Below are 25,993 nucleotides of genomic sequence, written 5' to 3'. Positions count from 1 at the left end.
TGTCAGTTTGCCAGCGGGCGCCGTGCCGTTACCAGCAGGCTGTAAACGCTCAGCAGGCTGAAGACGGCGGCTGAGGCAAAGAAAGGCAGGCGGGGGCTTGCCATATAGAGCGCCGATCCGAGCAAGGGGCCGACAACGAACCCTGCCGGCGGTGCTGACGCAAGCAAGGCTGCCGCCGAAGCCTGTTCGTGGCGCGACACGGACAGGCTGCCCAGCGCATTGGCTGACGGCACGGCCAATGCGGCGCCAATACCGACAACGAGAAAACTGAGACACACCGCCCAGAAGGGCTGGAACAGGTCGGCAGAGATATAGCCGATGGCCAGGAGGCCGAGGCCGACAGGCAGGACGCGCCGCGGGTCCGGCTTGAAGGGCGAGACAAAGCCGAACTGCACTGTCAGGATGGCAAGGGATGTGGAGGCCATGACGAGGCCGGTGTGCAGGACGACGGCCTGCTTGGCGGTGCGCGCCGCCGTGTCGGCAAATTCATAGCGGTCTGCGATGAACCAGCCGAGCGTCTGCTGGATCATGGCGACGGCAACAAAATAGACAAACAGGAAAGTGAGGTGAGGGAGAACCCGCGCATCCCGCATGGACAGCGCGGCGGGGCGCGGATGGTCTGCCGGGCGTGGCCGGGTGCGGGGCAGGGCAAAGGCGATGATCGCTGCGGCTGCCAGGTTGAAGACGATCGTGCCCCAGAGCGGTGCCAGCGCACTGATCCGGGCCAGCACGGCCGCGCCGGCCGGCCCTAGAATAGACCCGAAACTCATGGCGGCCCCCAGCATGCCGAGGCCGGCCGCTCGGTTGGCGGGCGTCGTCGCATCCGTCATGGCGGCCATGGCGGCAGGTTGCAGGCCGGGGGCCAGCAGGCCGAACCAGGTGCGCACGAAGGCCAGAAGGGAAAAGGCGCCGAGCCCGGTGATCACGCCGGCAAGTGCCGCGTCCAAGGCGAACAGGAATGCCATATTGGTGAGTGCCATGGCGCAGAGGGCAAAGACCATGACGCGCTTCCGGCCGATCCGATCGGCGATCCGGCCCCAGATCGGGGTGAAAATTGTGTAGAGCACAGAAGAAAATGTCAGGATGCCGGCGATCTCGATTTCCGAGAGGCCGGCTTCCCGGGCCAGCGGAGCGACGACGACGAAATTGATCGTCATGCCCGCGCCCATGGATACGGTGGCAAGAGCGATCACCAGCTTCTGGAAGCCGCTGAGGGGTAGAAGGGCTGTGTCGCTGTCTGTCATGCCCCCCTGCCTGTTTTGCTGTTGCCCGTGCGTTCACGCTAAGGTGGGGCGGGCAGCTTGCCAAACCCTTCCCTTGCGACAGGTGCGTCCCTTGCCGGACGGGCCTGCTACAGTCTAAGGACACTCTGACAGCCGAATCACAGGTCGCCCGCGCATGCATTCCCTTCTCCTGGCCCTTTATTCCTATTTCCTGCACCCGCTGCTTTCGCTGCTTCTGCTCATCATCTTCGTCTATGTGGTGATGAGCTGGCTGGTGGTTGGCGGCGTGATCTCGATGCGCAATCCTACGGTGCGCCAGATCCAGTCCGTGCTCGACAGTGTGATGATGCCGCTGCTCCGCCCGATCCAGCGCTATGTGCCGCCGCTCGGCCAGCTTGACCTGTCCGTATTCCTGCTCGCGCTGGGCATCCTTTTCACCCGCGACTGGCTGTTGCCGACGATTATCGGCTTCACCCGCCCGGCCCTGCATTACTGAGCGGCCCTTGCTGCACCGCCTGACTGTCCGTGTGCAGCCGAAATCCTCGGCCGACCGGGTGGAGGACTGGGGCGAAGACGATGCCGGGCGGCGTTTCCTGAAAGTGCGCGTCCGGGCCCTGCCGGAAGACGGAAAAGCGAATGCGGCTGTTGAAAAACTGGTCGCCGGCTGGCTCGGCGTGCCGAAGTCTGCAGTCAGGGTGGTGACGGGCGGCAAGACTCGGCTAAAAGGCCTCGAAATCGACGGGCCCGAAGATCTCGCCGCCCGGCTCAGCGGGGAAGCAGCATGAGCGCAGTCCGGATCAGTGGAACAGAGATTGCCGCCGATGTGCGGGCCAAAGTGGCGGTGGCGGTTGCGGACCTGCCTTCGCAGCCATGCCTGGCTGTCATTCTGGTCGGAGAGGACCCGGCCAGCGAGGTCTATGTCCGCAACAAGATCAAGGACACCGAAGAGGCCGGAATGGTCTCGGTCCACCACCGCCTGCCGGCAAGCGCCACGCAGGCTGAGGTCGAGGCACTGATCGCGGAATTGAACGGCGATGACGGCGTCGACGGCATTCTCTTGCAATTGCCGCTGCCGAAGGGCCTCGACCCGGATGCGGCCATCGAACGGATCGATCCGGCCAAGGATGTGGACGGGTTGACCGAAGTATCTGCCGGGCGCCTGTCGCTCGGCAAGCCGGGCCTGCGATCCTGCACGCCGGAAGGCTGCGTGATCATGGCGAAGCGGGCTCTGGGCAATGATCTGTCGGGCAAGCATGTCGTCGTGATCGGCCGCTCCATTCTGGTGGGCAAGCCGGCGGCGCTGCTCTTCCTTGCGGAAAACTGCACAGTCACGATCGCTCATTCGCGCACGAAGGATTTGCCTGCGGTGTGCCGCGAGGCAGACATCCTCGTGCCTGCTGTCGGCCGCCCGGAAATGGTCAAGGGTGACTGGGTCAAGCCCGGCGCCATGGTGATCGATGTCGGCATCAACCGTGTGCCCGCTCCCGAGAAAGGGGAGGGCAAGACAAAGCTGGTTGGCGATGCCGACTACAATAGCTGTGCAGACGTCGCCGGCCATATCACGCCGGTGCCCGGTGGCGTCGGGCCGATGACGCGGGCGTGCCTGCTGACCAATACGGTCAAGGCGGCCTGCGCCCGCCGCGGCTGGCCGGTGCCGGAGATCGGATGAGCCAGCCTTACGCCCCGCCGCAGACGCCGCTGTTCAAGGCCTTGTGGGAAGCGCAGGAGGGGCGTTGTGCCCTGTGTGGCCTGTCCATGCCGGCGACCCGGTATGACGTCGCGCATTCAACCTTGTGGAAATCGCAACGGCCGACCTACGATCACATCATCGCTGTCTCGCGCGGCGGCTCCGACGATCCGACGAACATCCAGCTCGCCCATGCGCGCTGCAACAAGATCAAGGGGCGTGGCCAGTAAGTCTCAGGTGATGCCGGCGTCCTTGGCCGCAGCCTGAAAGGTGCGCGAGACCGGCGCCTCGTTTCCGTTCCTGAGGACAAGGACCAGCTTGCCATTATCCCGGCGTATGTCGGCGACGCCGTTTTTTGCGACCCACCAGGAGCGATGCGTCTGGGCCCCCTCTGCACCGGCAAGGTCGCGCACCGCATCCGCAAGGCGCATCAGGATGAGTTCCTCGCCGAGGCTGGTGTGTACGCGCAGGTAATGGTCTTCGGAGGACACGGCCCAGAGCTCCGCCGTGCGATACTTGACCGGCAGGCGGTCGAGGAAGCGGGCAGCGGCATCGGGGCCGCCGGGGGCGGCCTCGGCTGGTTTGTGCATCGCGCGGTCAATGAGCACGCCCAGCACGGTCATCGCGAGGCAGACTGCATAGACATACAGGTATTGCATCGGCAGCAGCTCGGCAGGGATCCAGATGCCGAAAGCGCCTGAGAAGAAATATAAGACCAGCAGGACGGGCAGGGCGATCAGCGCTGCGGCGACCAGAACCTGCACCACGATGAACTGCCCGGCTATGTGCCGCTCGAAAACCAGGGGCACGACAAAGCGGGAGGCGAGCCCGCCGGCGAGGCAGGTGACCACCCACATCAGGAAGGTCGCCCAATTGGGTGCATCGGTCGAATAGACGCCGAAAAAGGTCAACGCAGCCGCGAAAGCGAGGATGATTGCTGCATCGCGCAGCCTGTCCTTCAGGAATTGCGGCATGGAACCCCTCTCAATTCGCGCTTCGCCAAGCGTTCTGGCCCGATTTTGCGAAGGATTCCAGCCGTTCCGCGTAGTTCGCGTGGCAGGCCGGGAACAGGCGGGGCATCGAGGGCTCATGGAAAAGGAGACCTGCCATGACCGACTTCAACGCCCCCTCGAGCCGCCGCTTCCGCCTCCCCTCGCTGCGCCCGGACAACAGGATTGTGATCGCCGGCGCGCTGGTGGGCTATGCCGTGCTCAGCTGGCTTATCCTGCAGTCGGCAGGCAACCCGCAGGTGCGTTTCCACATTGATGCCAGCCGGTTCGTCGACGCCTCGTTCATGATCAAGCTGCACGTTGCCGGGGCCATCGCCGCGTTCGCCATCGGCACCGTATTGCTGACGGGTGTGAAGGGCAGGGGCCTGCACCGCAAGCTGGGATACAGCTGGGTCGCGGCCATGGCGGTTACGGCGATCAGTTCGTTCTTTATCATCGGCCTGAACGGAAATTCCTTCAGCTTCATTCATGGCCTGTCGGCCTGGACTGTCATCGCCCTGCCGATGGCCGTCGCGGCCGCGCGGCGGAAGGACATCAAGACCCACCGCAGGGACATGACCGGCATGTTCACCGGCGGTCTTGTCGTGGCCGGATTGTTCTCTTTCCTGCCGGGACGCATCATGTGGTCGATTTTCTTCGCCGCGTGACGTTCTCGCCTCTTACTGCCTTGGCCAAAGACCGCTACAGACGGAGGAACGCAGACCGGAGGGCGAGGCATGAAACAGGTAGCAGCACTGGCACTGATGATCGGCCTCGCGTCCTGCCAGACGCCGGGGCCGATCTCGATTCCGGGGATCACGCGCTCGCCGCAAAGTGCAGATGAAGCGCTGGAGGCCTACTACCGGACTCTGCCGGACGACTTCTACCCTGTGGCGCCTGCAGGCCAGCCTTTGCCGGCCGCCGACAAGGCCCTGACGCGGATCCTCGTCGGCTCCTGCCTCGACGAGGAGAAAGGCGACAACCCGGCACTTCGATCCGTAGCGAATACGCCGGCCGACCTCTTCCTGATGATCGGCGACAATGTCTACGGCGACATGGACGGGCGCGCCTACCGGAACAATGAGGCTGAACTTGATGAGCTGCGCGAGAGTTTCCGCGATCTGGCTGCGCGGCCGGATTTCCAGGCCGTGCGGGCGGTCCATCCGATGATGGTGGCATGGGACGACCACGACATGGGCGCCAATGACGGCGGCAAGAATTTCCCATTCCGGCGCCTTGCAGAGCGGATTCATGAGCGATTCTGGGGCATTGCCGAACAGGATGTCGGCGCCTGGCCCGGCACTTACTATGCCCGCACGTTCGGCCCGGTCGGCAAGCGCGCGCAGGTCATCATGCTCGACACCCGCTTCTTCCGGTCGGACCTGACCGAGACGGACGCATACGGGACCAAGGGCAAGGAGCGCTATGTGCCCTCCGCCGATCCGAACCAGGACATGCTGGGCAATGACCAGTGGACCTGGCTGGAGAACCAGCTGCAGAAGCCGGCAGACCTGCGCTTTATCGTCTCCTCGATCCAGGTGCTGCCGACGGCGCATGGCTGGGAAAGCTGGGACAAGCTGCCGGAAGAACAGCAGCGCCTGTACAAGCTGATCGCGGACACGCAGGCAAATGGAGTGGTTTTCGTGTCGGGCGACCGGCACACCGCCTTTCTCTACAAAGCCGATGGCGTCCTTCCGTACCCGGCCTATGAGCTGACCGCCTCGTCATTGAACCAGTCCTTCGCCAACGAGAGCGACGAGACGGACCCTTACCAGATCGGGGCGGGTTATCCGCCGAACAATTACGGTTCCATCGATATTGACTGGGCCGGCGGTTCAGTAACGCTTGCCATTCACGCAGAAGACGGTCACGTGATCCAGCAAGTCAAAGACCAGTTCAGATAATCCAGGCAGAAGGCCCCAATCCGTCCGCGATGTCCGACACGCGTAACGTCTTCGTTCTTATTGCCGCCGTGATGATCCTGCAGATCGCGGGCGGTCTGACAGGTGTGCTGACGCCCCTTGGCCTCGAAGCGATGGGCACGCCGCCACAGGCGATCGGCCTGATCGCCGCGCTCCATGCGGCCGGTTTCATGCTGGGTGCCTGGACAGCGCCAAGGGCGCTGTCGAGCTTCGGCAATATCCGCCTTTTCGCGGCCGCTTCGGCGGTAAATGCCGTTTCGGTCCTGTCGCTGTCGCTGGTGCATGATGCCCTGTTCTGGGCCCCGGCGCGGGTCGTGATGGGCGTCGCGTTCGCCTACATGTTCACGAGTGTCGAGAGCTGGCTCGGGAGCGCGGTTCCGGCCAGTTCGCGCGGCAATGTAATGGGCATCTACCATACCGGCGCGAAACTCTCGCTGATGATCGGCCCCTTCTTTGTGGCCGGTCTCTCTCCGCTGGACACACGCGCCTACACATGGGCGGCGATGTTCCTGACGCTGGCGCTGGTGCCGGTCTGCCTGACGCGCCAGCAGGAGCCGGCCGCGCCTGAGCGCAAGTCCATGCCTCTCCAGGCATTGTACCGCCTTGCTCCGGCGGCGGTGATCGGCGTGCTGCTGGCCGGGGTCATCAATACGGGCACCCAGTCGCTGCTGCCGATCTATTTCGAGGGCTTCACGCTTGGGGGAGGGGGCACAACGGCGGCCGCCTTTGCGAGTGCATCGGCCTGGCTGGGCGGTCTCATTATGCAGTGGCCGGCCGGGCGCCTGTCGGACCGGATCGAGCGCCGGATCGTGATTGCGGCGATTGCCAGCCTTGCCGCCGTGGCGGCCCTGCTGATTGCAGTCTTCGGCAAGGCGCTGGGCGAAGTTGGCGTGATTGTCGTCCTGGGCTTCTGGGGCGCGGGATCGCTGTCCTTTTATGGCCTCAGCGTCGCCCATGCGATCGACCGGACGCCGCGGGACAAGATTCCGCAGGTCATGTCAGGCCTGCTGTTCGTCTGGGCGGCAGGGTCCATCTTCGGACCGCTGCTGTCCGGCCTGGCGATGCGGGCCCTCGGCCGGCTTGGCCTGTTCGGGCTGGCGGGCCTGCTTCTGATTCTGCTGGCAGTGATCATGGTCTGGCGCGTCAGGGCCAAGCCCATGCCGGTCGAAGAAAAGCATGAGGAATGGAGCCCGATCCTGCCGACACCGCTGGCCAGCGTGGAGATTGATCCACGCATGTCGGAGCATGAGATGGACGCAGGCGGAGAAAGCGGGACGGCCCCGGCGGAAACCGTCGTGGACGCAGAAATCCTTTCTGAGTCTAAAGACTGATACCCAGCCAGTTGCGGCTTGGGTCCGGACTGTTATATAGCGGCCCACATCGCCGGACAGGCAGCTGTCCGCGGGCCACGGCAAACAGGGCGAGAAACGCATGAACATCCACGAATACCAGGCGAAGGCTGTGCTGAAATCCTTTGGCGCGCCGGTTGCGGACGGGGTTCCCGTCCTGTCCTTGGACGACGTCCAGAAAGCGGTCGACACCCTTCCGGGTCCGCTCTGGGTTGTGAAGTCGCAGATCCATGCAGGCGGCCGCGGCAAGGGCAAGTTCGTGGAGCCGGAGGCCGGCGAGAAGGGGGGCGTGCGCCTCGCATTCTCAAAGGATGAGGTTTTCGCCAACGCCAAGGCCATGCTGGGCCATCACCTCGTCACCGCGCAGACCGGTGCCGGCGGCAAGCAGGTGAACCGCCTCTATATCGAGGACGGCGCCGACATCGCCCGCGAACTCTATCTCTCCATGCTGGTTGACCGCTCCACCTCGCGCGTCGCCTTCATGGTGTCGACCGAAGGCGGCATGGACATCGAACAGGTGGCGCATGACACGCCGGAGAAGATCCTGACGCTCAGCATTGACCCGGCGACCGGCGTGACGGCTGCCGACGTCGAGAAGCTGAACGGCGCGCTGAAACTGGACGGCGCAGCGGCCGAAGACGGCAAAAAGCTGTTCCCGATCCTCTACAAGGCCTTCACCGAGAAGGACATGAGCCTGCTCGAGGTGAACCCGCTGATCGTCATGAAAGACGGCCATCTGCGCGTGCTCGACGCGAAGGTCTCCTTCGACGGCAACTCGCTGTTCCGGCATCCGGACATCATGGAGCTGCGCGACAAGACCGAAGAAGACGAGAAGGAAATCGAGGCCTCGGAATGGGACCTCGCCTATATCGCCCTCGACGGCACCATCGGCTGCATGGTCAACGGCGCAGGTCTGGCCATGGCGACGATGGACATCATCAAGCTGTACGGCGAAGAGCCGGCCAACTTCTGTGACGTCGGCGGCGGCGCCGGCAAGGAGAAAGTGGCAGCTGCCTTCAAGATCATCATGAAGGACCCGAACGTGAAGGGCATCCTGGTGAACATCTTTGGCGGCATCATGAAGTGCGACGTGATCGCCGAAGGCGTGATCGCAGCCGTGAAAGAGACCAATCTGGCGGTTCCGCTGGTCGTGCGACTCGAAGGCACGAACGTCGACCTCGGCAAGAAGATCATCGCCGAAAGCGGGCTGAACGTCATCCCCGCCGATGACCTCGACGATGCCGCCCAGAAAATCGTGAACGCAGTAAAAGGCGCCTGAGACCAGATATGTCCATTCTTATCGACAAGAACACTAAAGTCCTCACTCAGGGCATGACCGGCAACACCGGCTCGTTCCACACCAATCAGGCGCTGGCTTATTTCGGCACCCAGATGATCGGCGGCACGCACCCGAAGCGCGGCGGCGAGATGTGGAAGGCAGACAATGGCCAGGAACTGCCGATCTTCGGGACGGTAGCTGAAGCCAAGGAAAAGACCGGCTGCGATGCCTCCGTGATCTATGTTCCGCCTCCGGGCGCAGCGGCCGCGATCGAGGAAGCCATCGACGCGGAAATCCCGCTGATCGTCTGCATCACCGAGGGCGTTCCTGTCCTCGACATGGTGCGCGTGAAGGCGAAGCTGGAAAAATCCAAGTCGCGCCTCATCGGCCCGAACTGCCCCGGCCTCATCACGGCCAACGAGTGCAAGATCGGCATCATGCCGGGCTCCATCTTCAAGAAGGGCTCCGTCGGCGTCGTTTCGCGCTCCGGCACGCTGACCTATGAGGCTGTGTTCCAGACCACGCAGGTCGGCCTCGGCCAGACCACGGCGGTCGGCATCGGCGGCGATCCGGTCAAAGGTACGGAATTCATCGACGTGCTGGAGATGTTCCTTGCCGACGACGAAACAAAGTCCATCATCATGATTGGTGAAATCGGTGGCAGCGCGGAAGAAGACGCCGCGCAGTTCCTGATCGACGAAGCCAAGCAGGGGCGCAAGAAGCCGATGGTCGGATTCATCGCCGGTCGTACCGCGCCGAAAGGCCGGACCATGGGCCATGCCGGTGCCATCGTGTCCGGGGGCAAGGGCGATGCGGAGAGCAAGATTGCCGCAATGGAAGCGGCCGGTATCCGTGTGTCGCCTTCGCCGGCGCGCCTCGGTACGACCATGGTCGAGGTACTGAAGGGCTAGAACAGCCCTGTAGAATTTGAGCCAGGACGGCCCGCGGGCCAGTCTGGCGTGGCCAGGATCTGACCCCGCTCAGGCCGTCCTCACACACAGCCGGTTATCACCGGTAAAGCATTCGTTCCTACATGAGAGGGGAACGAAAGGTCCCAGAGGACGAGACGGACATGGCAGACGACGGCAGCCCGGTGAATGGATCGCGCAGCCAGGGCAATGCGGCCCTGCTGGATACAGCTTTCCTGTATGGCGGCTCGGCCCAGTGGATCGAGCAGATGCAGGCAGCCTATGCCAGGGATCCCAATTCGGTTCCGGAAAGCTGGCGTGCCTTCTTTGCGGAGGTTGGCGACGATTCGGCGAGCGCCGCGCGCAATGCCGAGGGCGCGACCTGGAAGCGGGGAGACTGGCCGCGTCCTGCGATGGATGAGCAGGTCGCCGCCTTCGACGGCAACTGGGCGCTGCTGGAGCCGAAGCTCGAAAAGAAGATCAAGGGTGCAAAGCCTGCGGCCTCGGACGCCGACGTCCTGCAATCGGTCAAGGATTCGATCCACGCGATCATGATGATCCGCGCGTTCCGCATGCGTGGTCACCTTGCAGCCCAGCTCGACCCGCTGCACCTCGATCCGGTTGAGAACCAGCCGGAGCTCGATCCCGCGACCTACGGCTTCGGCCCGGCGGACATGAGCCGCAAGATCTATATCGACGGCTATCTCGGCCTCGAGCACGCGACCGTGCCGGAGATGCTGGATATTCTGAAGCGGACCTACTGCTCGACGCTCGGCATCGAGTTCATGCACATTTCCGATCCGGAAGAGAAATCCTGGCTGCAGGAGCGGATCGAAGGCCCGGACAAGGGCGTCGCCTTTACCAAGGAAGGCAAGAAGGCGATCCTTGCCAAGCTGATCGAGGCTGAAACCTTCGAGCGCTTCCTGCACAAGCGCTATCCCGGCACCAAGCGGTTCGGCCTTGACGGCGGCGAAGCTGCGGTCCCGGCACTGGAGCAGATCATCAAGCGCGGCGGCGCGATGGGCGTGAAGGAAATCGTGGTCGGCATGCCGCACCGCGGACGCCTCAACATGCTGGCCGCCGTGATGGGCAAGCCCTACGAGCAGATCTTCCACGAATTCCAGGGCGGCAACACGCAGGGCGCTGACCAGTTCGGCTCCGGCGACGTGAAATACCACCTCGGCGCTTCGTCGGATCGCGAGTTCGACGGCAACAAGGTTCACCTGTCGATGAACCCGAACCCGTCGCACCTTGAAGCGGTGGATCCGGTGGTGCTCGGCAAGTCGCGCTCCAAGCAGGAGATGCGGCACCGCGAGAGCGGCGTGCTGGACCGGTCGGTCGTGCTGCCGCTGCTGCTGCATGGCGACGCGGCGTTTGCGGGGCAGGGCGTGGTGGCGGAATGCTTCGCACTGTCCGGCCTGCAGGGCTATCGCACGGGCGGAACGATCCACTTCATCGTGAATAACCAGATCGGCTTCACGACCAGCCCGATCTATTCGCGGTCCTCGCCTTACCCGACCGATGTTGCCCTGATGGTGCAGACGCCGATCTTCCATGTGAACGGCGACGATCCGGAAGCCGTTGTGTATGCCGCCAAAGTGGCGACCGAGTACCGGCAGAAGTTCCACAAGGATGTCGTGATCGACATGTTCTGCTACCGGCGGTTCGGCCACAATGAGGGTGACGAGCCGATGTTCACCCAGCCGATCATGTACAAGAAGATCAAGGACCATGCCTCGACCCGGGAAATCTACGCCCAGCGGCTTGTTGCCGAGGGCCTGATGACGGCGGAGCAGGTCGACCGGCAGGTCGCCGATTTCGAGGCCTATCTCGATCACGAGTTCGAGGCCGGCAAGAAGTTCGCCGCCAAGAAGGCCGACTGGCTGGATGGCGAATGGAGGGGCCTTGGACTGCCGCACGACGACGAGCGCCGCGGCAAGACGGGCGTTGCGAAAAAGCGCCTGCAGTCGCTGGGCGAAACGATCACCCGCATCCCCGACGGTGTGGACGCGCACAAGACACTGGCCCGTGTCCTGGAAGGGCGCGCACAGGCGATTGCAAGCGGCAAGGGCCTCGACTGGGCAACGGCGGAGCACCTCGCCTTTGCGACCCTCGTGGACGACGGCTTCCCGGTACGCCTGTCAGGCCAGGACTGCGGCCGCGGCACCTTCTCACAGCGCCACAGTCATATCGTGGACCAGACGACCGGCGAGAAATACACGCCGCTCAACAATATCCGCGACGGCCAGGCCCAGTATGAAGTGATCGACTCATTGCTCTCCGAAGAGGCCGTGCTCGGATATGAATACGGCTACTCGCTGGCCGACCCGAACACTCTGACCCTGTGGGAAGCCCAGTTCGGCGACTTCGCGAACGGCGCACAGGTCTTCTTCGACCAGTTCATTTCCTCGGCAGAACGCAAATGGCTGCGCATGTCCGGCCTCGTGATGCTGCTGCCGCATGGCTATGAAGGTCAGGGGCCGGAGCACTCTTCCGCACGCCTCGAGCGCTTCCTGCAGATGTGCGCGGAAGACAACATGCAGGTGTGCAACCTGACCACGCCGGCGAACTATTTCCACGCCTTGCGCCGCCAGATACACCGCGACTTCCGCAAGCCGTTGATCATCATGACGCCGAAATCGCTGCTGCGGCACAAGCTGGCAACGTCGACGCTCGACGATATGGGGCCGAAATCCTCCTTCCACCGCGTCCTCTGGGACGATGCGGAAACCGAAGGCCGCCAGGGCAAGGTGAAGCTGGTCAAGGACAACAAGATCCGCCGCGTCGTGCTCTGCTCGGGCAAGGTCTATTACGACCTGTTCGAAAAGCGCGAAGAGCTGGGCATCGACGATGTCTACATCATGCGCGTCGAACAGTTCTATCCCGTGCCGCGCAAGTCGCTGATGGATGAGCTGTCGCGCTTCAAGCAGGCCGAGATCGTCTGGTGCCAGGAAGAGCCGCGCAATATGGGTGGCTGGACCTTCATCCGTGACGAGATCGAATGGTGCGCCCTGCAGGTCGGTGCGAAACTGCCGCGTCCGCGCTATGCCGGTCGCGCGCCGTCCGCTGCGACCGCCACCGGCCTCATGTCCAAGCACATCGCCGAACAGAACAGCCTCCTGTCGACGGCACTCTCACCCGATCCGGTAGAAGACCGCATCGTCTCGCCCTGATAACCAGAACCATAAGATACGCAGACGGATCACAACATGACCGACATCACAGTCCCCACGCTGGGGGAGAGCATCACCGAAGCGACCGTCGGCCAGTGGCTGAAGGCCAAGGGCGACAGCGTCAGGAAGGATGACGTGCTGGTGGAACTGGAGACCGACAAGGTCTCTGTCGAGGTTTCGGCACCGGAAGACGGCGTCCTGTCCGACATTCTTGCCAAGCCTGGGGACACGGTCGAAATCGGCGCGCTGCTGGGCCGTATCGGCGGTGCTGGCGCGGCAAAGGCCGCCCCGGCTTCTGCGCCGGCCAAGGCTGAAGCGAAGCCCGCCGCCGCGGCATCTGCAGGCGGCGCGACGACTGACATCGTCGTGCCGGTGATGGGCGAGAGCGTGGCCGAAGGCACGCTGTCGGCCTTCCTGAAAAAGCCGGGCGAAACGGTGAAGAAGGATGAAACCATCGCCGAGATCGAGACCGACAAGGTCGCGCTCGAAGTTCCGGCGCCGGCTGATGGTGTGATCGCCGAATGGCTGGTCGCACCGGGCAGCTCCGTGACGCCGGGCATGGTCATCGGCAAGGTCGGCGGAGCCGCTTCTGCGTCCGCCTCTGCGCCGGCGGCGGCTCCTGCTGCTGCACCGAAGGCCGCTGTCGCCGCTGAAGGCAAGCCGGTCGCCCCTTCCGTTCGCCGCATTGCCACCGAGGCCGGCGTCAATCCTCAATCCATTCCGGGCACCGGCCGCGACGGCCGTGCAACGAAAGCTGATGCCATGGCCTATGTGAATGCTCCGAAGGCGCCTTCTGCGCCGGCTGCCCCGTCCGCTCCGCGTGAAACCGGCCCGCGGGAAGAGCGTGTACGAATGACCCGCCTGCGCCAGACCATCGCCCGCCGCCTGAAAGAGGCGCAGGACACGGCTGCCATGCTGACGACATTCAACGATGTCGACATGGGCGCCATCATGGACCTGCGGAAGAAACACCAGGACAGCTTCGTCGCCAAGCACGGCATCAAGCTGGGCTTCATGAGCTTCTTCGTGAAGGCCTGCGTGAACGCGCTGAAGGAAGTCCCGGCGGTCAATGCCGAGATCGATGGCCAGGACATCATCTACAAGAACTTCTACGACATCGGCGTCGCTGTCGGCACCGAGAAGGGCCTTGTCGTGCCAGTCGTGCGGGATTCTGACGACATGTCGCTCGCAGGGATCGAGAAGGCGATTGCCGAACTTGGCCGCAAGGCCCGCGACGGCGAGCTCACCATCGGCGACATGCAGGGCGGCACGTTCACCATCTCGAACGGCGGTATCTATGGTTCGCTGATGTCGACCCCGATCCTCAACCCGCCGCAGTCCGGCGTGCTGGGCATGCACCGCATTGAAAACCGTCCGGTCGCCATCAACGGCCAGGTTGTCATCCGCCCGATGATGTATCTCGCCCTCAGCTACGACCACCGCATCGTTGATGGCAAGGAAGCCGTGACCTTCCTCGTCCGCGTCAAGGAAGCGCTGGAAGACCCGGAACGGATGCTGCTGGAAGTCTAGGCTTTCGCCGTCATCCAGCCACGGATCAGCCCGGCCTGTAAGCATTGCACGGGCCGGGCAAATCCTGCGGTTTCCATCATGGCGATCACGTCGGCGGGGCCGTGTACTGCAAAGTCCTGCCCGAAGGCGCCGCGATAATTTTCCCGCCCTTCTTCGGTCATGCCGGTGAGGGCCAGAAGGTTCAGCCAGACTTCCATCAGCCGGCCGAAATCGGCCGCGTCCCGGTTCGTGCAGAGGTCGGCAACGAAAAGCGGCGCGCCCGGCCTAAGGCGTTCGGCGATGGAGCGGAAGTAGGCGGTGCGCTCTGCCGCTTCGGTCAGGAAGTGCGAGACAAGCAGGCTGGTTGCGGCATCAAAGCCGGTATCAGGTAAATCCTCGACATAGCCGGTGTGGAAGCTGCAGCGCTCGGCAAAGCCTTCCCGTTCCGCATGGGCGCGCGCGACGTCCAGCATCGGGCCGGAGGGATCGACAAGCGCGAAGCAGAAGCCGGGATAGTGGGTGGCGAGCGTGCGAACTTCCGCACCCGTGCCGGCGCCTGCGATGAGGATGCGCGCGTCCGGTGGCAGGGTGGCAAACTCCGCCCGGGCAACGAGGTGCAGTACCTCCCGGATCGCGTGCAGTGCGGCGAAACTGTCATCATAGGCCGGCGCGCGCTCAGCATCGAACGCGGCCATCACTGGCCGGGACGGGGGTGTCATGCGGGTCTCCAAAAGTTATACTATAACAATATCGGAATTCCGATTAGCCTGCCGGCTTGGTTCACACAAGGCCGGATTGCGTCCGAGCAGATTTCCTTCACGAACACTTGAGCTGGCTTGTCGCCGCCAAAGCTTGCATTGCGCCGGGCGCATCACAGCTTAAGCTGGCAAAAAATGCTGGAAGGAAATCCCATGGCTGACCCCACCTACACGCCGCCGAAAGTCTGGACCTGGGACAAGGAAAGCGGCGGGCGCTTCGCCAGCATCAACCGCCCCATCGCCGGGCCGACGCATGACAAGGATCTGCCGGTCGGCAAGCATCCGCTCCAGCTCTACTCGCTGGGCACGCCGAACGGCGTCAAGGTGACGATCATGCTGGAGGAGCTGCTGGCGAAGGGCCATGCCGGCGCCGAATACGATGCCTGGCTCATCAATATCGGGGCAGGGGACCAGTTCGGCTCGGGCTTTGTCTCGGCCAATCCGAATTCCAAGATTCCGGCCCTGATGGATCATTCCGTCAGCCCGCCCCAGCGCGTGTTCGAGTCCGGTTCGATCTTGCTCTACCTTGCCGAAAAGTTTGGCGAGTTCCTTCCGAAGGATCCGGCCAAGAAGGCCGAGGCAATCAGCTGGCTGATGTGGCAGATGGGGTCTGCGCCCTTCCTCGGCGGCGGCTTCGGCCATTTCTACGCCTATGCGCCGGAGAAATACGAATACCCGATCAACCGCTACGCCATGGAGGTGAAGCGCCAGCTCGACGTGCTGGACCGGCACCTTGCCGAAAACACCTACATGGCAGGCGACGAATATTCGGTCGCGGACATGGCGATCTGGCCCTGGTATGGCGCAATGGTGATGGGCGTCCTCTACAGTGCGGGCGAGTTCCTGTCGGTGCACGAGTATACGAACGTGCTGCGGTGGGCCGGCCAGGTTGCTGAGCGCCCGGCGGTGAAGCGCGGCCGCATGGTCAATTCCACCTATGGCAAGCCTGAGAACCAGCTGCGCGAACGCCACGATGCCAGCGACTTCGAAACCCGCACGCAGGACAAGCTGGAAGCGCAGGGCCAATAGCAGGCGCGCGCGACTGCGTCGCAGTGCCTCTCCTTGCCGCGGCGCCAAAGCCCATATAGGGCAGGTCCAAAGCTCTGAGAGGCCGCATGACGACCTATACATCCGACCCGCGCCGGCACACGGCAGGCACCGCCGAAACCATGGCGGACGTGCGCTACGAGATCGACCGGATCGACCGCCTGCTGGTGGAAATCCTGGCGGAGCGCCAGTCCTTCATGGACGCCGCCGCCCGCATCAAGGGCGACCGGAACGTGGTGCACGACCGGGCCCGGATCGAGGACGTGGTTGCCAAGGTGAAAGCCGCCTGTGGGCCGGCAGGCCTGTCGCCGGCGATTGCCGAACCGGTCTGGCGCACACTGATCGACCGCTGCATCGCCTATGAATTCGAAAGCTATGATGCGTTGCGCGCCACTTTGCCGGCGAGCTGATAGGACGTTTTCATCGCTTCCTCGAGCGTCAGCGCGAGGATATCGCGTACATCGCCGAGCAAGACCGCTGCTGCCGTAATGCTGGGCGGCGTCTCGGCGCGCCCCGCTTTTTCGGCCCGCTCGCAGGCCTGGGCGAGGCGCAGGGCGCCGATCGACAGGCTGGAGCCCTTCAGCGTGTGCGCGGCATCGGCCCACTGGCGCGGCTCGGCCTTCGGATCCATCAGGCGCGACCAGATCCCGGCCTGTTCCTGGAAGATGTCGATGACCTCGATGGCGAGCGAATCGTCGCCTCCGGTCATTGCCGTAAGCGTGTCGCGGTCGAGCAGGGCAAGCGGCGTGGTCATCGGGCGGGCTCCATTGGCTTTGCCGCACGGTCCCATGAATCGTTTTGAGCTGGGTTAACGGAGCTGGAAGGCCTGTGACATAGGATTTGTCGGAAAAGGGTTTTCGGATTATATACGATCACAGCAGGGCCAGACTGGCCGTGTTTCGTAACAAATTCAGCTCGTCGGGGGCCAACGTGGCTTTGATTATCGTTATCCGGAACCTGGTGATTGCAGGCATCCTGGCATGGCTGGGAATCGAGTTTGTGCCGGACGATAAGCCGGAAACGCCTGATTCCAGCCCTCAAAGTGCCTTGATGATCGGCCATTAGGGCTAATTGGAACAAGGCGCTGGGCCCTTTGCAGCCGTGCATTCTGGTCTCGCGCCGGGGACTTGAACACGGTATACTATTGGCATGAGCGCACAGCCCGAAGCTCGCCCGTCCGGACGGGATTTGCTGGCCAGACAGCAGGCCTCGGAAAACTTCGAGCTCGCGCGCCATGGCGGCAGCTGGATGGTCGTCACCGGCTTCCTCGCCGCTTTTCTCTGGATTGGAGGCATTGTCGTCGTCGCGCTCGGCTATTTTGGCGTGCCGGCGCTGCAGGCGATGAGCCCCTGGCTGCTCGCCGGGGCCGGCATGGTCTCGCTGATTCCCGCATTCCTGATCGTGATGGCTGGCTATATGGGCCGCACCAACCGGCGCGCCTCGGCATCGAACGCGCTCGTCATGGAGGCGGCTGTCCGCCTGATGGCACCGGCGCGTGAGGCCGGCACCGAAGGCATCACCTTTGCCGAACAAATGAAGCAGGCCGCCGCCGAGGTGGACAAGGCCATGTCTCACGCCCTGACGGCGATGAAGGCCATGTCCGGCGAGATCGGCGACGAACGTCACCGTCTGGAGCAGGTCGCCTATGCCAGCGCCGACAATGCCCGCGACCTGACGCAGCGGCTCGCCGCCGAACGCCAGGCGCTGGAGGGGCTCGCCCGCGAGCTGCGCACCCAGCTGCAGCAGATGAACGAGGCCATTCCGCGCCAGGCACAGATGATGGTCGAACTGGCCCGTCAGGCTGGCGATGAGGTTTCCCGTGCCGACGAAGCGCTGGAAGGCCGCCTGATGTCCATGCAGTCGGCCAGCCATGCCCTGGCGGACCGGCTTGTCGATCTGGACGCACTCGCCAGCGATGCGGCTGCGCGGACCGAAGCGCTGACTTTCGCCATTTCAAGGGTCGAGGAAAAACTGGACCAGTCGCGCCGCACGGTTGATGCGGCTGTCCGGGCAGGGGAGATCGCTGCGGCTGCGGCGATGACCACCGGCGACGCTCTGAAAGAGGCCGTCGCCACCGCGATCGATGGCGCCCGCGCCGCCAGCCACGAAATTACAGAGACCTCCAGGTCAGCCTCAGAGGAAGCCGCACGCTCGCTCGCGCGCTTGCGTCAGGCAGGCGAGGACGCTGCAGCTGCTCTGCGCGGCACCGGCTCCGCCGCCCGGGACGAAGTTGCCCGTATGGAACGCTCGCCGGCCTATGAGCCGCGGCCGGCCCCCCCGCCTGTCGCGAGACCCGCGCCTGCGGAGCCACGTCCGGCACCGCCCGCGCCTTCCGTTCAGGCCAACGGCAATGGCCACGCCAATGGCAACGGGCATTCGCATGGTTACAGCAATGGCCAGCCGGACCGTCGGGAGCCGCCGGCCGCGCCGCCTCAGCGTCCCGAGTCGAAGCCGGAACCGAGGATCGAAGCGCGTCCTGAGCCCCGGCCGGAGTTCAGGACGGAACCGAGGTCCAAGCAGGCCATGCCGGATGACGACCTTTTTGACGCAGCGGCCGACCTGATCGCCTCGGAAAGCCAGCGCGCGTCTGAATCATCACCTCCGGAGCGTCCGCCGCTGGAACTTGGCCGGTCGGTCGATCCGAAGGATGCGACTCCGCTTACGCTGCGCCGCCGCTTCGACGATGTGCAGGAAGAACCCGCTGCGCCGCCGCATCCGATGCGCCGGAAGTCTGATTTTCCAGCGGCCCAGCCTGCCGCCCCTGCGCCTCAGCCGGAGGCGGCCGCACCGCCGCCAAAGGTGGTCCCGCCGGCCTCGCATGAGCCGGCGCCGCGTCCCGCGGCTGCGAACGGCTCCGAAATGGGCTGGCGCGACATCATTTCGGACATGAGCCGGCAGGATCCGCCGCGCGACCGCGAAGACATTGCCGACACGATGATCCAGCGCCTGCAGTCTTCCGGCATCCAGCTGCCTGAGGCCTTCCGTCCGAAGGCCAAGCGCCGGATCGCTGAAGCCGCCCGCCGGGGCGACAAGCAGCGCAAGGCTGCCACGATCGAACAGGCCGGACGGCAGGTCGAGCGCGTGACCCAGCGCCTTCGTAATGACGATGTCCTGCTGGAACTTGCCCGCAGCTTTGTGGAAATGGAGCAGGAAGACGCGCTCAATGCGCTGGAGCAGACCCAGAAGACGAGCCGGAATGCCAGCCCGAGACTGGCGGCCTATCTGCTGCTGGATGCGGCGCTTTAGGTTTCAGACACCAGCGATTTCCGTCTCCGCCGCTTCGGTCTTCAGCCATTTCATGAAATCGCGCACATCCTTGCTGAGGTGCCGGCCCTTGGGCCACACCAGCCAGTAGCCGAAATCGATGCTGGTCGATCCGTCTGCAAACGGCGCGACGAGGCGGCCTGAGGCGAGGTCCGAGGCGGCGATGGCCTTCTTGGCGAGGGCGACCCCGCGGCCCGCTGCGGCCGCCTCGATCACGAGGATGGCCTGGTTGAAGCGGGGGCCGCGGCTGGCGTCGACGCCCTTCACGTTGCGGGCGCGCAGCCAGCTCGCCCAGTCGGGGCAGGAGGGGTCCACCTCCGTGCTCTCGTCATGCAACAGGGTGTGATGCTTCAGATCCTCCGGTCTGCGGATTGCGTCCGGCCCTTCCAGCAGGGCGGGGGAACAGACCGGAAGCACTGTTTCATCGAGCAATTTTTCCGATTTCAGACCGTCATAAACGCCGCGACCGTAGCGGATGGAGAAGTCCGCATCCGCCGTCGTGAAGTCCGTCAATCCCGCATCGGCGGAGATCCAGGCTTCGACGCCTTCGTGTTGGCGGTGGAAGCTGTCGAGGCGGGGGGCGAGCCATTTGGCGGCGAAGCTGGGGGCGGAGGAGACCATGACGCGGCCCTTGCGGGCGGGCGCCTGCATGATCCGGCCAGCTTCAGAAATTCTCTCGAATGCCTCGCGCACCAGCGGCAGGCTGGCCTGCGCAGCATCTGTTAGCAAAACTGAACGCCCTGTTCGCTTGAACAGGGGCGTGCCGGCATATTCCTCCAGCTGGCGGATCTGCTGGGAAATGGCGCCCGGCGTTACATTCAGCTCTTCTGCCGCCTGTGTAAAGGAAAGGCGCCGGGCAGCCGCCTCGAAGGCACGCAGGGCATTCAGCGGGGGCAGGCGGTCAGTCGGGTCGGCCATGGATAGTTTCTCTAAATGATATCTGTAGGGGTTGCCGGTTGTGCGGCCGGCGTCAAGAGGCGATCTGAGGGGCTGACGATCAGCAACCCTAAACGACAGGTGGGCGGCGCATGCGCCAGTTTCCAGCCTTTTTCAAGCTCGAAGGCGCCCGGACCGTGGTATTCGGCAGCGGCATCGAGGCGGCCCGCAAGGCCCGTTTGCTCGTCTCTGCGGGTGCAGACGTGTTGCTCGTGGGGGCGACAGCGTTGACTTCAGACGCACCGGATGTTGCCGGAAACGTCACTCTGGTGCCGCCCTCACACGCAGCGTCCGCGCTCGCCGGCGCGCGCCTCGCCATCGTGGCCGAGGACAATCCCACGGCCATCGCGCTTGTGCGCGCGGCGGGCGTGCCGCTGAACGTGGTCGACCGGCCGGACCAGTGCGACTTCACCGTGCCGTCAATCATCGACCGGGGCGACGTCGTGGTCGCCATCGGCACGAACGGCACGTCACCTGTGCTGGCGAAGGCGCTGCGCACGAAGATCGAAGCCCTGCTGCCGGCACGCCTTGGCGACCTTGCCGCGCTGGCCGGGCGGATGCGCGAACAGGTGAAGGCGGCCTTGCCGGACTTTTCGGCGCGCCGCCGGTTCTGGGAACGGGTGCTGACCGGCCGCGCGGCAGACCTTGCCTATGCCGGCGACCTTGAGGGCGCCGAAGCCGCCATGACCGCAGACCTCTCCGCGCCTGCGGGGCAGGGCGTCGTGCACATCGTCGGCGCCGGGCCGGGCGACCCGGAACTGCTGACGCTGAAAGCGCTGCGCCTCATCCAGGAGGCCGACGTGGTGTTCCACGACCGGCTCGTCTCCGGCGGCATCCTCGCCCTTATCCGCCGCGACGCAGACCGCGTGCCGGTGGGCAAGGCGAAGGGCAATCATTCCGTGCCGCAGGAACAGATCCATGAGCTGCTGATCGCGGCCGCGCGCGCGGGCAAGCGCGTCGTGCGCCTGAAGGGCGGCGACCCGTTCGTCTTCGGCCGGGGCGGGGAAGAACTGGACGCCGTCGAGGCCGCCGGGATCACGGCCTTCGTTGTGCCGGGCATTTCCTCCGCCCTCGGATGTGCGGCAAGCGCCGGCATTCCGCTGACCCATCGCGACCATGCCCAGAGCCTCACGCTCGTCACGGGTCACGCCAAGGCGGGCGGCGTGCCGGATCTTGACTGGCAGGCCCTCGCCAAGCGCGGCCAGACGGTCACAGTTTACATGGGCGTCGGCACCGCCGCCACGATTGCCGACCGGCTGATCGAAGCCGGGCGCGGGCCGGAAGCGCCCGTTGCCGTGATCGAGAACGGCACCCTGCCGACCGAGAAGACCGTCTACGGAATGCTGGAGGAACTGCCGCGCCTGATCGAGGTGAACGGCATCCTCGGCCCGGCGCTGCTCATCATCGGCGAGGTGGCAACGCCCCGCGCCAGAGTTTCCACCCCCGCTGCAACGACAACAGAGGCTGTTCCCGCATGACATCCGTTCGCCCCAAACTGAAGCCCCACACCCCCAAAGCCGTGACGGCCTGGTCGACGCACACCGGCCGTTCGGTCTGGATGCGCGCCGATGGCAGCTGGTCTGAATCCGTGCGGGATGCAGCGCCCTTCCAGGGCAACGAAGCCGAAGCGCGGCTGGCGGAGGCGACCGCTCAGGAGGCCGTCGTCACCGATCCCTACTTCATGGAAGTCACCGAATCTGGCGGTATTGCCGGGCGCGAAACCGTCCGCGAGACGATCCGCGCGACCGGTCCAACTTTCATATTCGGAGACGGCATCTGATGCCCCAGCGCGAAATCAGGCGACTCACCCTCTATGGCGACTCAATTTCCGGCAATTGCCAGAAACCCAGATGGACGGCCGACTATCTCGGCGTGCCCTATGACTGGATCGAGGTCGACATCCTGAAGGGCGGCACACAGTCCGACGACTTCCTGTCGGTGAACCCGGCGGGGCAGGTGCCTGTTGCGCGCTGGCCGGATGGCCGGGTATTGCCGCAGTCGAACGCCATCATGCTGTACATCGCCGAGGAAGCGGGCAGCGACCTCATCCCCACCGATGGGTTCCGCCGTGCACAGATGATGAGCTGGCTGTTCTGGGAACAGTATTCGCACGAAACGGCCATCGCCGTGCGCCGGTTCCAGAAACATTACCTGAAGAAATCTGATGACGAGATCGACCCGGCCCTGATGGCCAAGGGCCGCCGGGCACTGGGCGTGATGGAGCTGCAGCTGACTTTCACCGACTGGATCGTCGGTGACCGGATGACGCTCGCCGACATCGCGCTCGTCGCTTACACGCGCGTTGCGCATGAAGGCGGGTTCGACCTGTCCGACTTCCCGGCCGTCGAGCGCTGGGTCAGCCGCACCGAGGCGGCGCTCGGGATTCCACACGCACGAGAGGTGGCAGCATGACAGCCCTGAGCCTGCCTCATGCGACACGCGCAGCGCGGATGCGGAGGCATTAGACATGTACAGGTACGATGAGTTCGACGCGCGGCTGGTGCAGGACCGTGTGGACCAGTTCCGCGGACAGGTGACACGGCGCCTCAGCGGCGAACTCCTCGAAAACGAGTTCAAGCCGCTGCGGCTGCAGAATGGCGTGTACCTTCAGCTGCACGCCTACATGCTGCGCGTGGCGATTCCCTATGGCCAGCTGAACGGCGCGAAACTTCGTAAGCTGGCCGAGGTCTCGCGCGTCTATGACAAGGGCTATGGCCATTTCACGACGCGCCAGAATATCCAGTTCAACTGGGTGGGCCTGAAGGATATCCCGGACATTCTCGAAAGCCTCGCGGAAGCGGAACTGCACGCGATCCAGACCTCAGGCAATTGCATTCGCAATGTGACGACGGATCATTATGCCGGTGCGGCGGCGGACGAAGTGATGGACCCGCGGCCCTGGTGCGAGATCATCCGGCAGTGGAGCACGTTCCATCCGGAATTTGCCTTCCTGCCGCGCAAGTTCAAGATCGCCGTGACGGCGGGCGTGCATGACCGCGCGGCGATTGCTGTTCACGATATTGGCCTGCGTATCCTGAAGCGGGATGGCGTGGTGGGCTTTGAAGTGCATGTCGGCGGCGGCCAGGGGCGCACGCCCATCCTCGCCGCGAAGGTCTCGGACTTTGTTCCGGAGGCGGAGATTCTCGATTATCTCGAAGCCGTGCTGCGCGTCTATAACCTGTATGGACGGCGGGACAACAAGTACAAGGCGCGGATCAAGATTCTGGTGACGGAACTCGGCGAGGCGGAGTTCACGCGGCACGTCGCGGAGGAGTTTTCCGCCCAACGTGCGCATGAAAAGATCGCCCTGCCGAAGGAAGAGATCGACCGGATCCATGCCTATTTCGCGGCGCCGGACTTTGAGGCGGTGACGGCGGCCGGCGAGGCCATGTTCGCGGCGGCGAAGGATGCCGAGCCGCGCTTTGCCGCATGGGCCGATGTGAATCTGCATCCGCACAAGCAGCCGGGCCATGCCTCCGTGACGGTCAGCCTGAAGCCGATTGGCGGGGCGGCGGGCGATGCGACGGCCGATCAGATGGATGTGGTGGCGGGCCTCGCCGAGCGCTTTGCCTATGACGACATCCGCGTCTCCCACGCGCAGAACCTTGTCCTGCCGCATGTTCCGGTGACGCAGCTTTATGCCGTCTGGCAGGCGCTGGATGCAGTGGGGCTTGCGACAGCAAATGAAAGTCTGATCACGGATTTGATCGTCTGCCCCGGTCTCGATTATTGCAATCTCGCCAATGCGCGCTCGATCCCGGTGGGGCAGGCGATCCAGCGCGTGTTCGCCGATCCCGCCTATGAGCGCGAGATCGGGCGGCTGCACATCAATATTTCCGGCTGCATCAATGCCTGCGGGCATCATCATGTCGGCCATATCGGCATTCTCGGCGTCGACCGGAAGGGCGAGGAAGTCTACCAGATCAGCCTTGGCGGGCGGGCCGACGAGAAGGCGGCGATCGGCGAGATTGCGGGCCCGGCGCTCAGCGTTGACGAGGTGCCGGGCGCGGTGAAACGGATCGTCGACGCCTATCTGTCGATCCGTTCGGGACCGGACGAACTTTTCATCGACACGCTGGCCCGCACGGGCGCAGAATCGTTCAGGGGGGCGCTTTATGCCGCTGCTTAAGGAGACCCAGGAAGCGGTCAATCGCTGGACCTATGCGGGCGAAGACGGCGTGGTTGGCGACGGCCCGGTGACCCTGCCCTTGGCGCGCTTCCTGGCTGAGGCGGAAACGCTGGCCGGGCGCAATGCCCCGATTGGTGTGCGTTTGCAGCCGGCGGACGACCCGGAGGCGCTGGTGCCGTATCTGGACCGGATCGGCCTCATCGAGATCAGTTTCCCGCAGTATACGGACGGGCGAGGCTATTCGCAGGCGCAATTGCTGCGCCGGCGGCATCTCTATCGCGGCGAGCTGCGCGCGGTGGGGCATGTGCTGCGCGATCAGATATTCTACATGCACCGTTCAGGCTTCGACGCTTTCGAAACGGCGCGGGCGGGCCTACCTTCCGTCGTGGACGCCCTTGAGGAAGTCCGCGATGCCTACCAGCCCGCCGCCGACGGGAAGGTGCCGGCCTTTCGCCAGCGACACAGGAAGCCTGACCCGATGCCCGACACCGCCACGACCCTGCTGGCCGAAGAATCCATCGAAGGCCGCCGCACGCGCCTGAACGCGGAACTGCGCGATGCGTCGGCTGAGGAGATCCTGCGCGTCGCGATTGATCGCGAATGGGCCGGCGAGATCGCCTATGTGTCGAGTTTCGGCTCTGAAAGCGTCGCTCTGCTGGCGCTGATTGCGGGGGTCGATCCCGGCCTGCCGGTCCTGTTCCTCGACACCGGCATGCATTTTCCGCAGACGCTGGACTATCGCGACGAAGTGATTGCCCGCCTCGGCCTGACGGGCGTGCGCACGATCCGGCCGAGCGAGACCGAGTCGCGCGTGCTGGATCCGAACGGGCAGCTCTGGAAGACGGATACCGATGCCTGCTGCGCCCTGAGAAAGGTGCGGCCGCTCGAGCCGGCGCTGGAGGGGTTCGGCGCCTGGATCAATGGCCGCAAGCGCTTCCATGGCGGCGAACGGCTGAGCCTGCCGGCCGTTGAGTTTTCGAATGGCCGCTACAAGGTGAACCCGCTGGCCGGGTGGACCGGCGAGGATGTGGAAAACTTCATCCGGGAACGGAGCCTGCCGCGGCACCCGCTTGTGGTGCAGGGATACCCGTCCATCGGCTGCTGGCCTTGCACCCGCCCTGCCGAAGACCCGGCCGATCCGCGCTCCGGCCGCTGGGCCGGGCAGGACCGGACCGAATGCGGCCTGCATGTCGACAAGCCGGAGCGCCCGCGCGTCTTCTGAACCGTCTCTCTCTCCGGGCGCTCTTTCACACCCGAGGCCCGGACACGCCCTCTCCCATCATCCCCGGGGGAGGGCGTCTTCTTGTCAGGCACCTCTGTCGAAGGCATGCGCCAACGCAATCGCGCCGGCGGTGGCGACATTGATGCTGTCGAACCCCGCGCTCATGGGAATGCGCACCGGTGTGCAGGCCGCGATGAGTTCGCCGGGAAGGCCGGGGCCTTCGGCGCCGAGCAGGATGGCGAGCCGGTCCGGAATGGTCAGGGAACGGAGTGGCGCGGCGTCCGCGTGGGGTGTCATCGCCCAGACCGTGTAGCCGGCCGCCTTCACCGCCTCCACCATTTCTGCGCCCGTGCCGCCATGCGCGAAGGGCAGGAACAGGCTGGCGCCGGACGAGACGCGAATGGCCTTGCGGTAAAGCGGGTCGCAGCATTGCCCGTCGAGCAGCACGGCGCCCGCACCAAAGGCGGCGGCGTTGCGGAAGCAGGCGCCGACATTGTCATGGTTGGACAGGTCCGAGAGGAGAAGCAGGGGGACTGTCTCCCCCCGCTTGCGGGGGGAGGTGCCCAAAGGGCGGAGGGGGGGAGTGCCGTCAGACAAG

General features: G+C 64.6%; 26 protein-coding genes. 20 read left to right on the top strand and 6 right to left on the bottom strand.

The genetic code is table 11. The annotated features are described in order from the left end of the window. Window positions 1–2: 2 nt before the first annotated feature. On the bottom strand, window positions 3–1,244 hold the full coding sequence (locus R3C13_RS13450) for an MFS transporter (protein WP_371311346.1): 1,242 nt from the start codon (window positions 1,242–1,244) through the stop codon (window positions 3–5). A gap of 154 nt (window positions 1,245–1,398) precedes the next feature. Between R3C13_RS13450 and R3C13_RS13445 the strand changes: the two genes are divergently transcribed. The 4 genes from R3C13_RS13445 to R3C13_RS13430 are packed head-to-tail and all read left to right on the top strand — an operon-like array spanning window position 1,399 to window position 3,140. Beyond that, window positions 1,399–1,719 carry a YggT family protein gene (locus R3C13_RS13445; RefSeq protein WP_371311345.1) on the top strand — a complete coding sequence of 107 codons (321 nt, stop codon included), beginning with the start codon at window positions 1,399–1,401 and terminating at the stop codon, window positions 1,717–1,719. A 7-nt stretch (window positions 1,720–1,726) separates the two neighbouring features. Next, a complete protein-coding gene (locus tag R3C13_RS13440) occupies window positions 1,727–2,008 on the top strand; it encodes a DUF167 family protein (RefSeq protein WP_371311344.1) in 282 nt (93 codons plus the stop codon). Then, window positions 2,005–2,892 (top strand): bifunctional methylenetetrahydrofolate dehydrogenase/methenyltetrahydrofolate cyclohydrolase FolD, encoded by an 888-nt coding sequence (gene folD, locus R3C13_RS13435; RefSeq protein WP_371311343.1) that lies wholly within the window; start codon window positions 2,005–2,007, stop codon window positions 2,890–2,892. The genes R3C13_RS13440 and folD overlap by 4 nt, the downstream gene beginning before the upstream one ends. Further along, a complete protein-coding gene (locus R3C13_RS13430) occupies window positions 2,889–3,140 on the top strand; it encodes an HNH endonuclease (RefSeq protein ID WP_371311342.1) in 252 nt (83 codons plus the stop codon). The genes folD and R3C13_RS13430 overlap by 4 nt, the downstream gene beginning before the upstream one ends. 3 nt (window positions 3,141–3,143) lie before the next feature. On the opposite strand, the gene R3C13_RS13425 is transcribed toward R3C13_RS13430, so the two are convergent. Next, window positions 3,144–3,884, bottom strand: coding sequence for a LytTR family DNA-binding domain-containing protein (locus R3C13_RS13425; RefSeq protein ID WP_371311341.1), 741 nt, complete (start codon window positions 3,882–3,884; stop codon window positions 3,144–3,146). Window positions 3,885–4,018: 134 nt separating this feature from the next. On the opposite strand from R3C13_RS13425, the gene R3C13_RS13420 reads away from it, so the two are divergent. From R3C13_RS13420 to odhB, 7 genes are all read left to right on the top strand, one after another. Then, window positions 4,019–4,567, top strand: coding sequence for a DUF2306 domain-containing protein (locus tag R3C13_RS13420; protein WP_371311340.1), 549 nt, complete (start codon window positions 4,019–4,021; stop codon window positions 4,565–4,567). 69 nt (window positions 4,568–4,636) lie between these two features. Continuing rightward, window positions 4,637–5,803, top strand: a complete 1,167-nt coding sequence (locus tag R3C13_RS13415; RefSeq protein ID WP_371311339.1) for an alkaline phosphatase D family protein — start codon at window positions 4,637–4,639, stop codon at window positions 5,801–5,803. A gap of 29 nt (window positions 5,804–5,832) precedes the next feature. Beyond that, entirely contained in the window at window positions 5,833–7,152 is a 1,320-nt protein-coding gene (locus R3C13_RS13410; RefSeq protein ID WP_371311338.1) for an MFS transporter, read from the top strand. 100 nt (window positions 7,153–7,252) lie between these two features. Further along, window positions 7,253–8,449 (top strand): ADP-forming succinate--CoA ligase subunit beta, encoded by a 1,197-nt coding sequence (sucC, locus tag R3C13_RS13405; protein ID WP_371311337.1) that lies wholly within the window; start codon window positions 7,253–7,255, stop codon window positions 8,447–8,449. A gap of 8 nt (window positions 8,450–8,457) precedes the next feature. After that, window positions 8,458–9,360, top strand: coding sequence for a succinate--CoA ligase subunit alpha (gene sucD / locus R3C13_RS13400; protein WP_371311336.1), 903 nt, complete (start codon window positions 8,458–8,460; stop codon window positions 9,358–9,360). A gap of 161 nt (window positions 9,361–9,521) precedes the next feature. Then, on the top strand, window positions 9,522–12,530 hold the full coding sequence (locus R3C13_RS13395; protein WP_371311335.1) for a 2-oxoglutarate dehydrogenase E1 component: 3,009 nt from the start codon (window positions 9,522–9,524) through the stop codon (window positions 12,528–12,530). Between the two features lie 36 nt (window positions 12,531–12,566). Continuing rightward, complete coding sequence (gene odhB, locus R3C13_RS13390; RefSeq protein ID WP_371311334.1) at window positions 12,567–14,060, top strand: 2-oxoglutarate dehydrogenase complex dihydrolipoyllysine-residue succinyltransferase; 1,494 nt, start codon at window positions 12,567–12,569, stop codon at window positions 14,058–14,060. On the opposite strand, the gene R3C13_RS13385 is transcribed toward odhB, so the two are convergent. Then, window positions 14,057–14,758, bottom strand: coding sequence for a class I SAM-dependent methyltransferase (locus tag R3C13_RS13385; RefSeq protein WP_371311333.1), 702 nt, complete (start codon window positions 14,756–14,758; stop codon window positions 14,057–14,059). The genes odhB and R3C13_RS13385 overlap by 4 nt on opposite strands. 192 nt (window positions 14,759–14,950) lie before the next feature. Here R3C13_RS13385 and yghU point away from each other — a divergent pair, with 192 nt between their 5' ends. Both yghU and R3C13_RS13375 read left to right on the top strand, forming a co-directional pair. Further along, the gene (gene yghU, locus R3C13_RS13380; RefSeq protein WP_371311332.1) at window positions 14,951–15,826 is read left to right on the top strand and encodes a glutathione-dependent disulfide-bond oxidoreductase; all 876 of its coding nucleotides are present in this window, start codon (window positions 14,951–14,953) and stop codon (window positions 15,824–15,826) included. Between the two features lie 86 nt (window positions 15,827–15,912). After that, window positions 15,913–16,254, top strand: a complete 342-nt coding sequence (locus R3C13_RS13375) for a chorismate mutase (protein WP_371311331.1) — start codon at window positions 15,913–15,915, stop codon at window positions 16,252–16,254. Here R3C13_RS13375 and R3C13_RS13370 read toward each other — a convergent pair. After that, complete coding sequence (locus tag R3C13_RS13370) at window positions 16,218–16,598, bottom strand: Hpt domain-containing protein (RefSeq protein WP_371311330.1); 381 nt, start codon at window positions 16,596–16,598, stop codon at window positions 16,218–16,220. The two genes, R3C13_RS13375 and R3C13_RS13370, sit on opposite strands and share 37 nt — an antisense overlap. Before the next feature lie 176 nt (window positions 16,599–16,774). Here R3C13_RS13370 and R3C13_RS13365 point away from each other — a divergent pair, with 176 nt between their 5' ends. Further along, on the top strand, window positions 16,775–16,909 hold the full coding sequence (locus R3C13_RS13365; protein ID WP_371311329.1) for a hypothetical protein: 135 nt from the start codon (window positions 16,775–16,777) through the stop codon (window positions 16,907–16,909). An 84-nt stretch (window positions 16,910–16,993) separates the two neighbouring features. Further along, window positions 16,994–19,090, top strand: coding sequence for a hypothetical protein (locus tag R3C13_RS13360; RefSeq protein ID WP_371311328.1), 2,097 nt, complete (start codon window positions 16,994–16,996; stop codon window positions 19,088–19,090). A gap of 3 nt (window positions 19,091–19,093) precedes the next feature. Here the strand turns inward: R3C13_RS13360 and gcvA are convergent, their stop codons facing one another. Next, entirely contained in the window at window positions 19,094–20,026 is a 933-nt protein-coding gene (gene gcvA, locus R3C13_RS13355) for a transcriptional regulator GcvA (protein ID WP_371311327.1), read from the bottom strand. 110 nt (window positions 20,027–20,136) lie between these two features. On the opposite strand from gcvA, the gene cysG reads away from it, so the two are divergent. Genes cysG through R3C13_RS13330 form a run of 5 tightly spaced genes read left to right on the top strand, consistent with a single transcriptional unit; the run spans window position 20,137 to window position 25,395 of the window. Further along, window positions 20,137–21,522, top strand: a complete 1,386-nt coding sequence (gene cysG, locus R3C13_RS13350) for a siroheme synthase CysG (protein WP_371311326.1) — start codon at window positions 20,137–20,139, stop codon at window positions 21,520–21,522. Further along, window positions 21,519–21,824: a DUF2849 domain-containing protein gene (locus tag R3C13_RS13345; RefSeq protein ID WP_371311325.1), complete on the top strand. Its 306-nt coding sequence runs from the start codon at window positions 21,519–21,521 to the stop codon at window positions 21,822–21,824. The genes cysG and R3C13_RS13345 overlap by 4 nt, the downstream gene beginning before the upstream one ends. After that, complete coding sequence (locus R3C13_RS13340; protein ID WP_371311324.1) at window positions 21,824–22,456, top strand: glutathione S-transferase family protein; 633 nt, start codon at window positions 21,824–21,826, stop codon at window positions 22,454–22,456. The genes R3C13_RS13345 and R3C13_RS13340 overlap by 1 nt, the downstream gene beginning before the upstream one ends. 55 nt (window positions 22,457–22,511) lie before the next feature. Continuing rightward, window positions 22,512–24,173 (top strand): nitrite/sulfite reductase, encoded by a 1,662-nt coding sequence (locus R3C13_RS13335; protein WP_371311323.1) that lies wholly within the window; start codon window positions 22,512–22,514, stop codon window positions 24,171–24,173. Further along, window positions 24,160–25,395 (top strand): phosphoadenylyl-sulfate reductase, encoded by a 1,236-nt coding sequence (locus R3C13_RS13330; protein ID WP_371311322.1) that lies wholly within the window; start codon window positions 24,160–24,162, stop codon window positions 25,393–25,395. Before R3C13_RS13335 ends, R3C13_RS13330 begins: the two co-directional genes overlap by 14 nt. Before the next feature lie 84 nt (window positions 25,396–25,479). Here R3C13_RS13330 and R3C13_RS13325 read toward each other — a convergent pair. Further along, a partial coding sequence (locus R3C13_RS13325) for a TrmH family RNA methyltransferase (RefSeq protein WP_371311321.1) occupies window positions 25,480–25,993 on the bottom strand: 514 nt, incomplete at its 5' end.

It is taken from the genome of Hyphomonas sp. (genome assembly GCF_041398385.1).
GTDB lineage: Bacteria > Pseudomonadota > Alphaproteobacteria > Caulobacterales > Hyphomonadaceae > Hyphomonas.
This window is presented reverse-complemented; position numbering and strand designations above follow the sequence as displayed.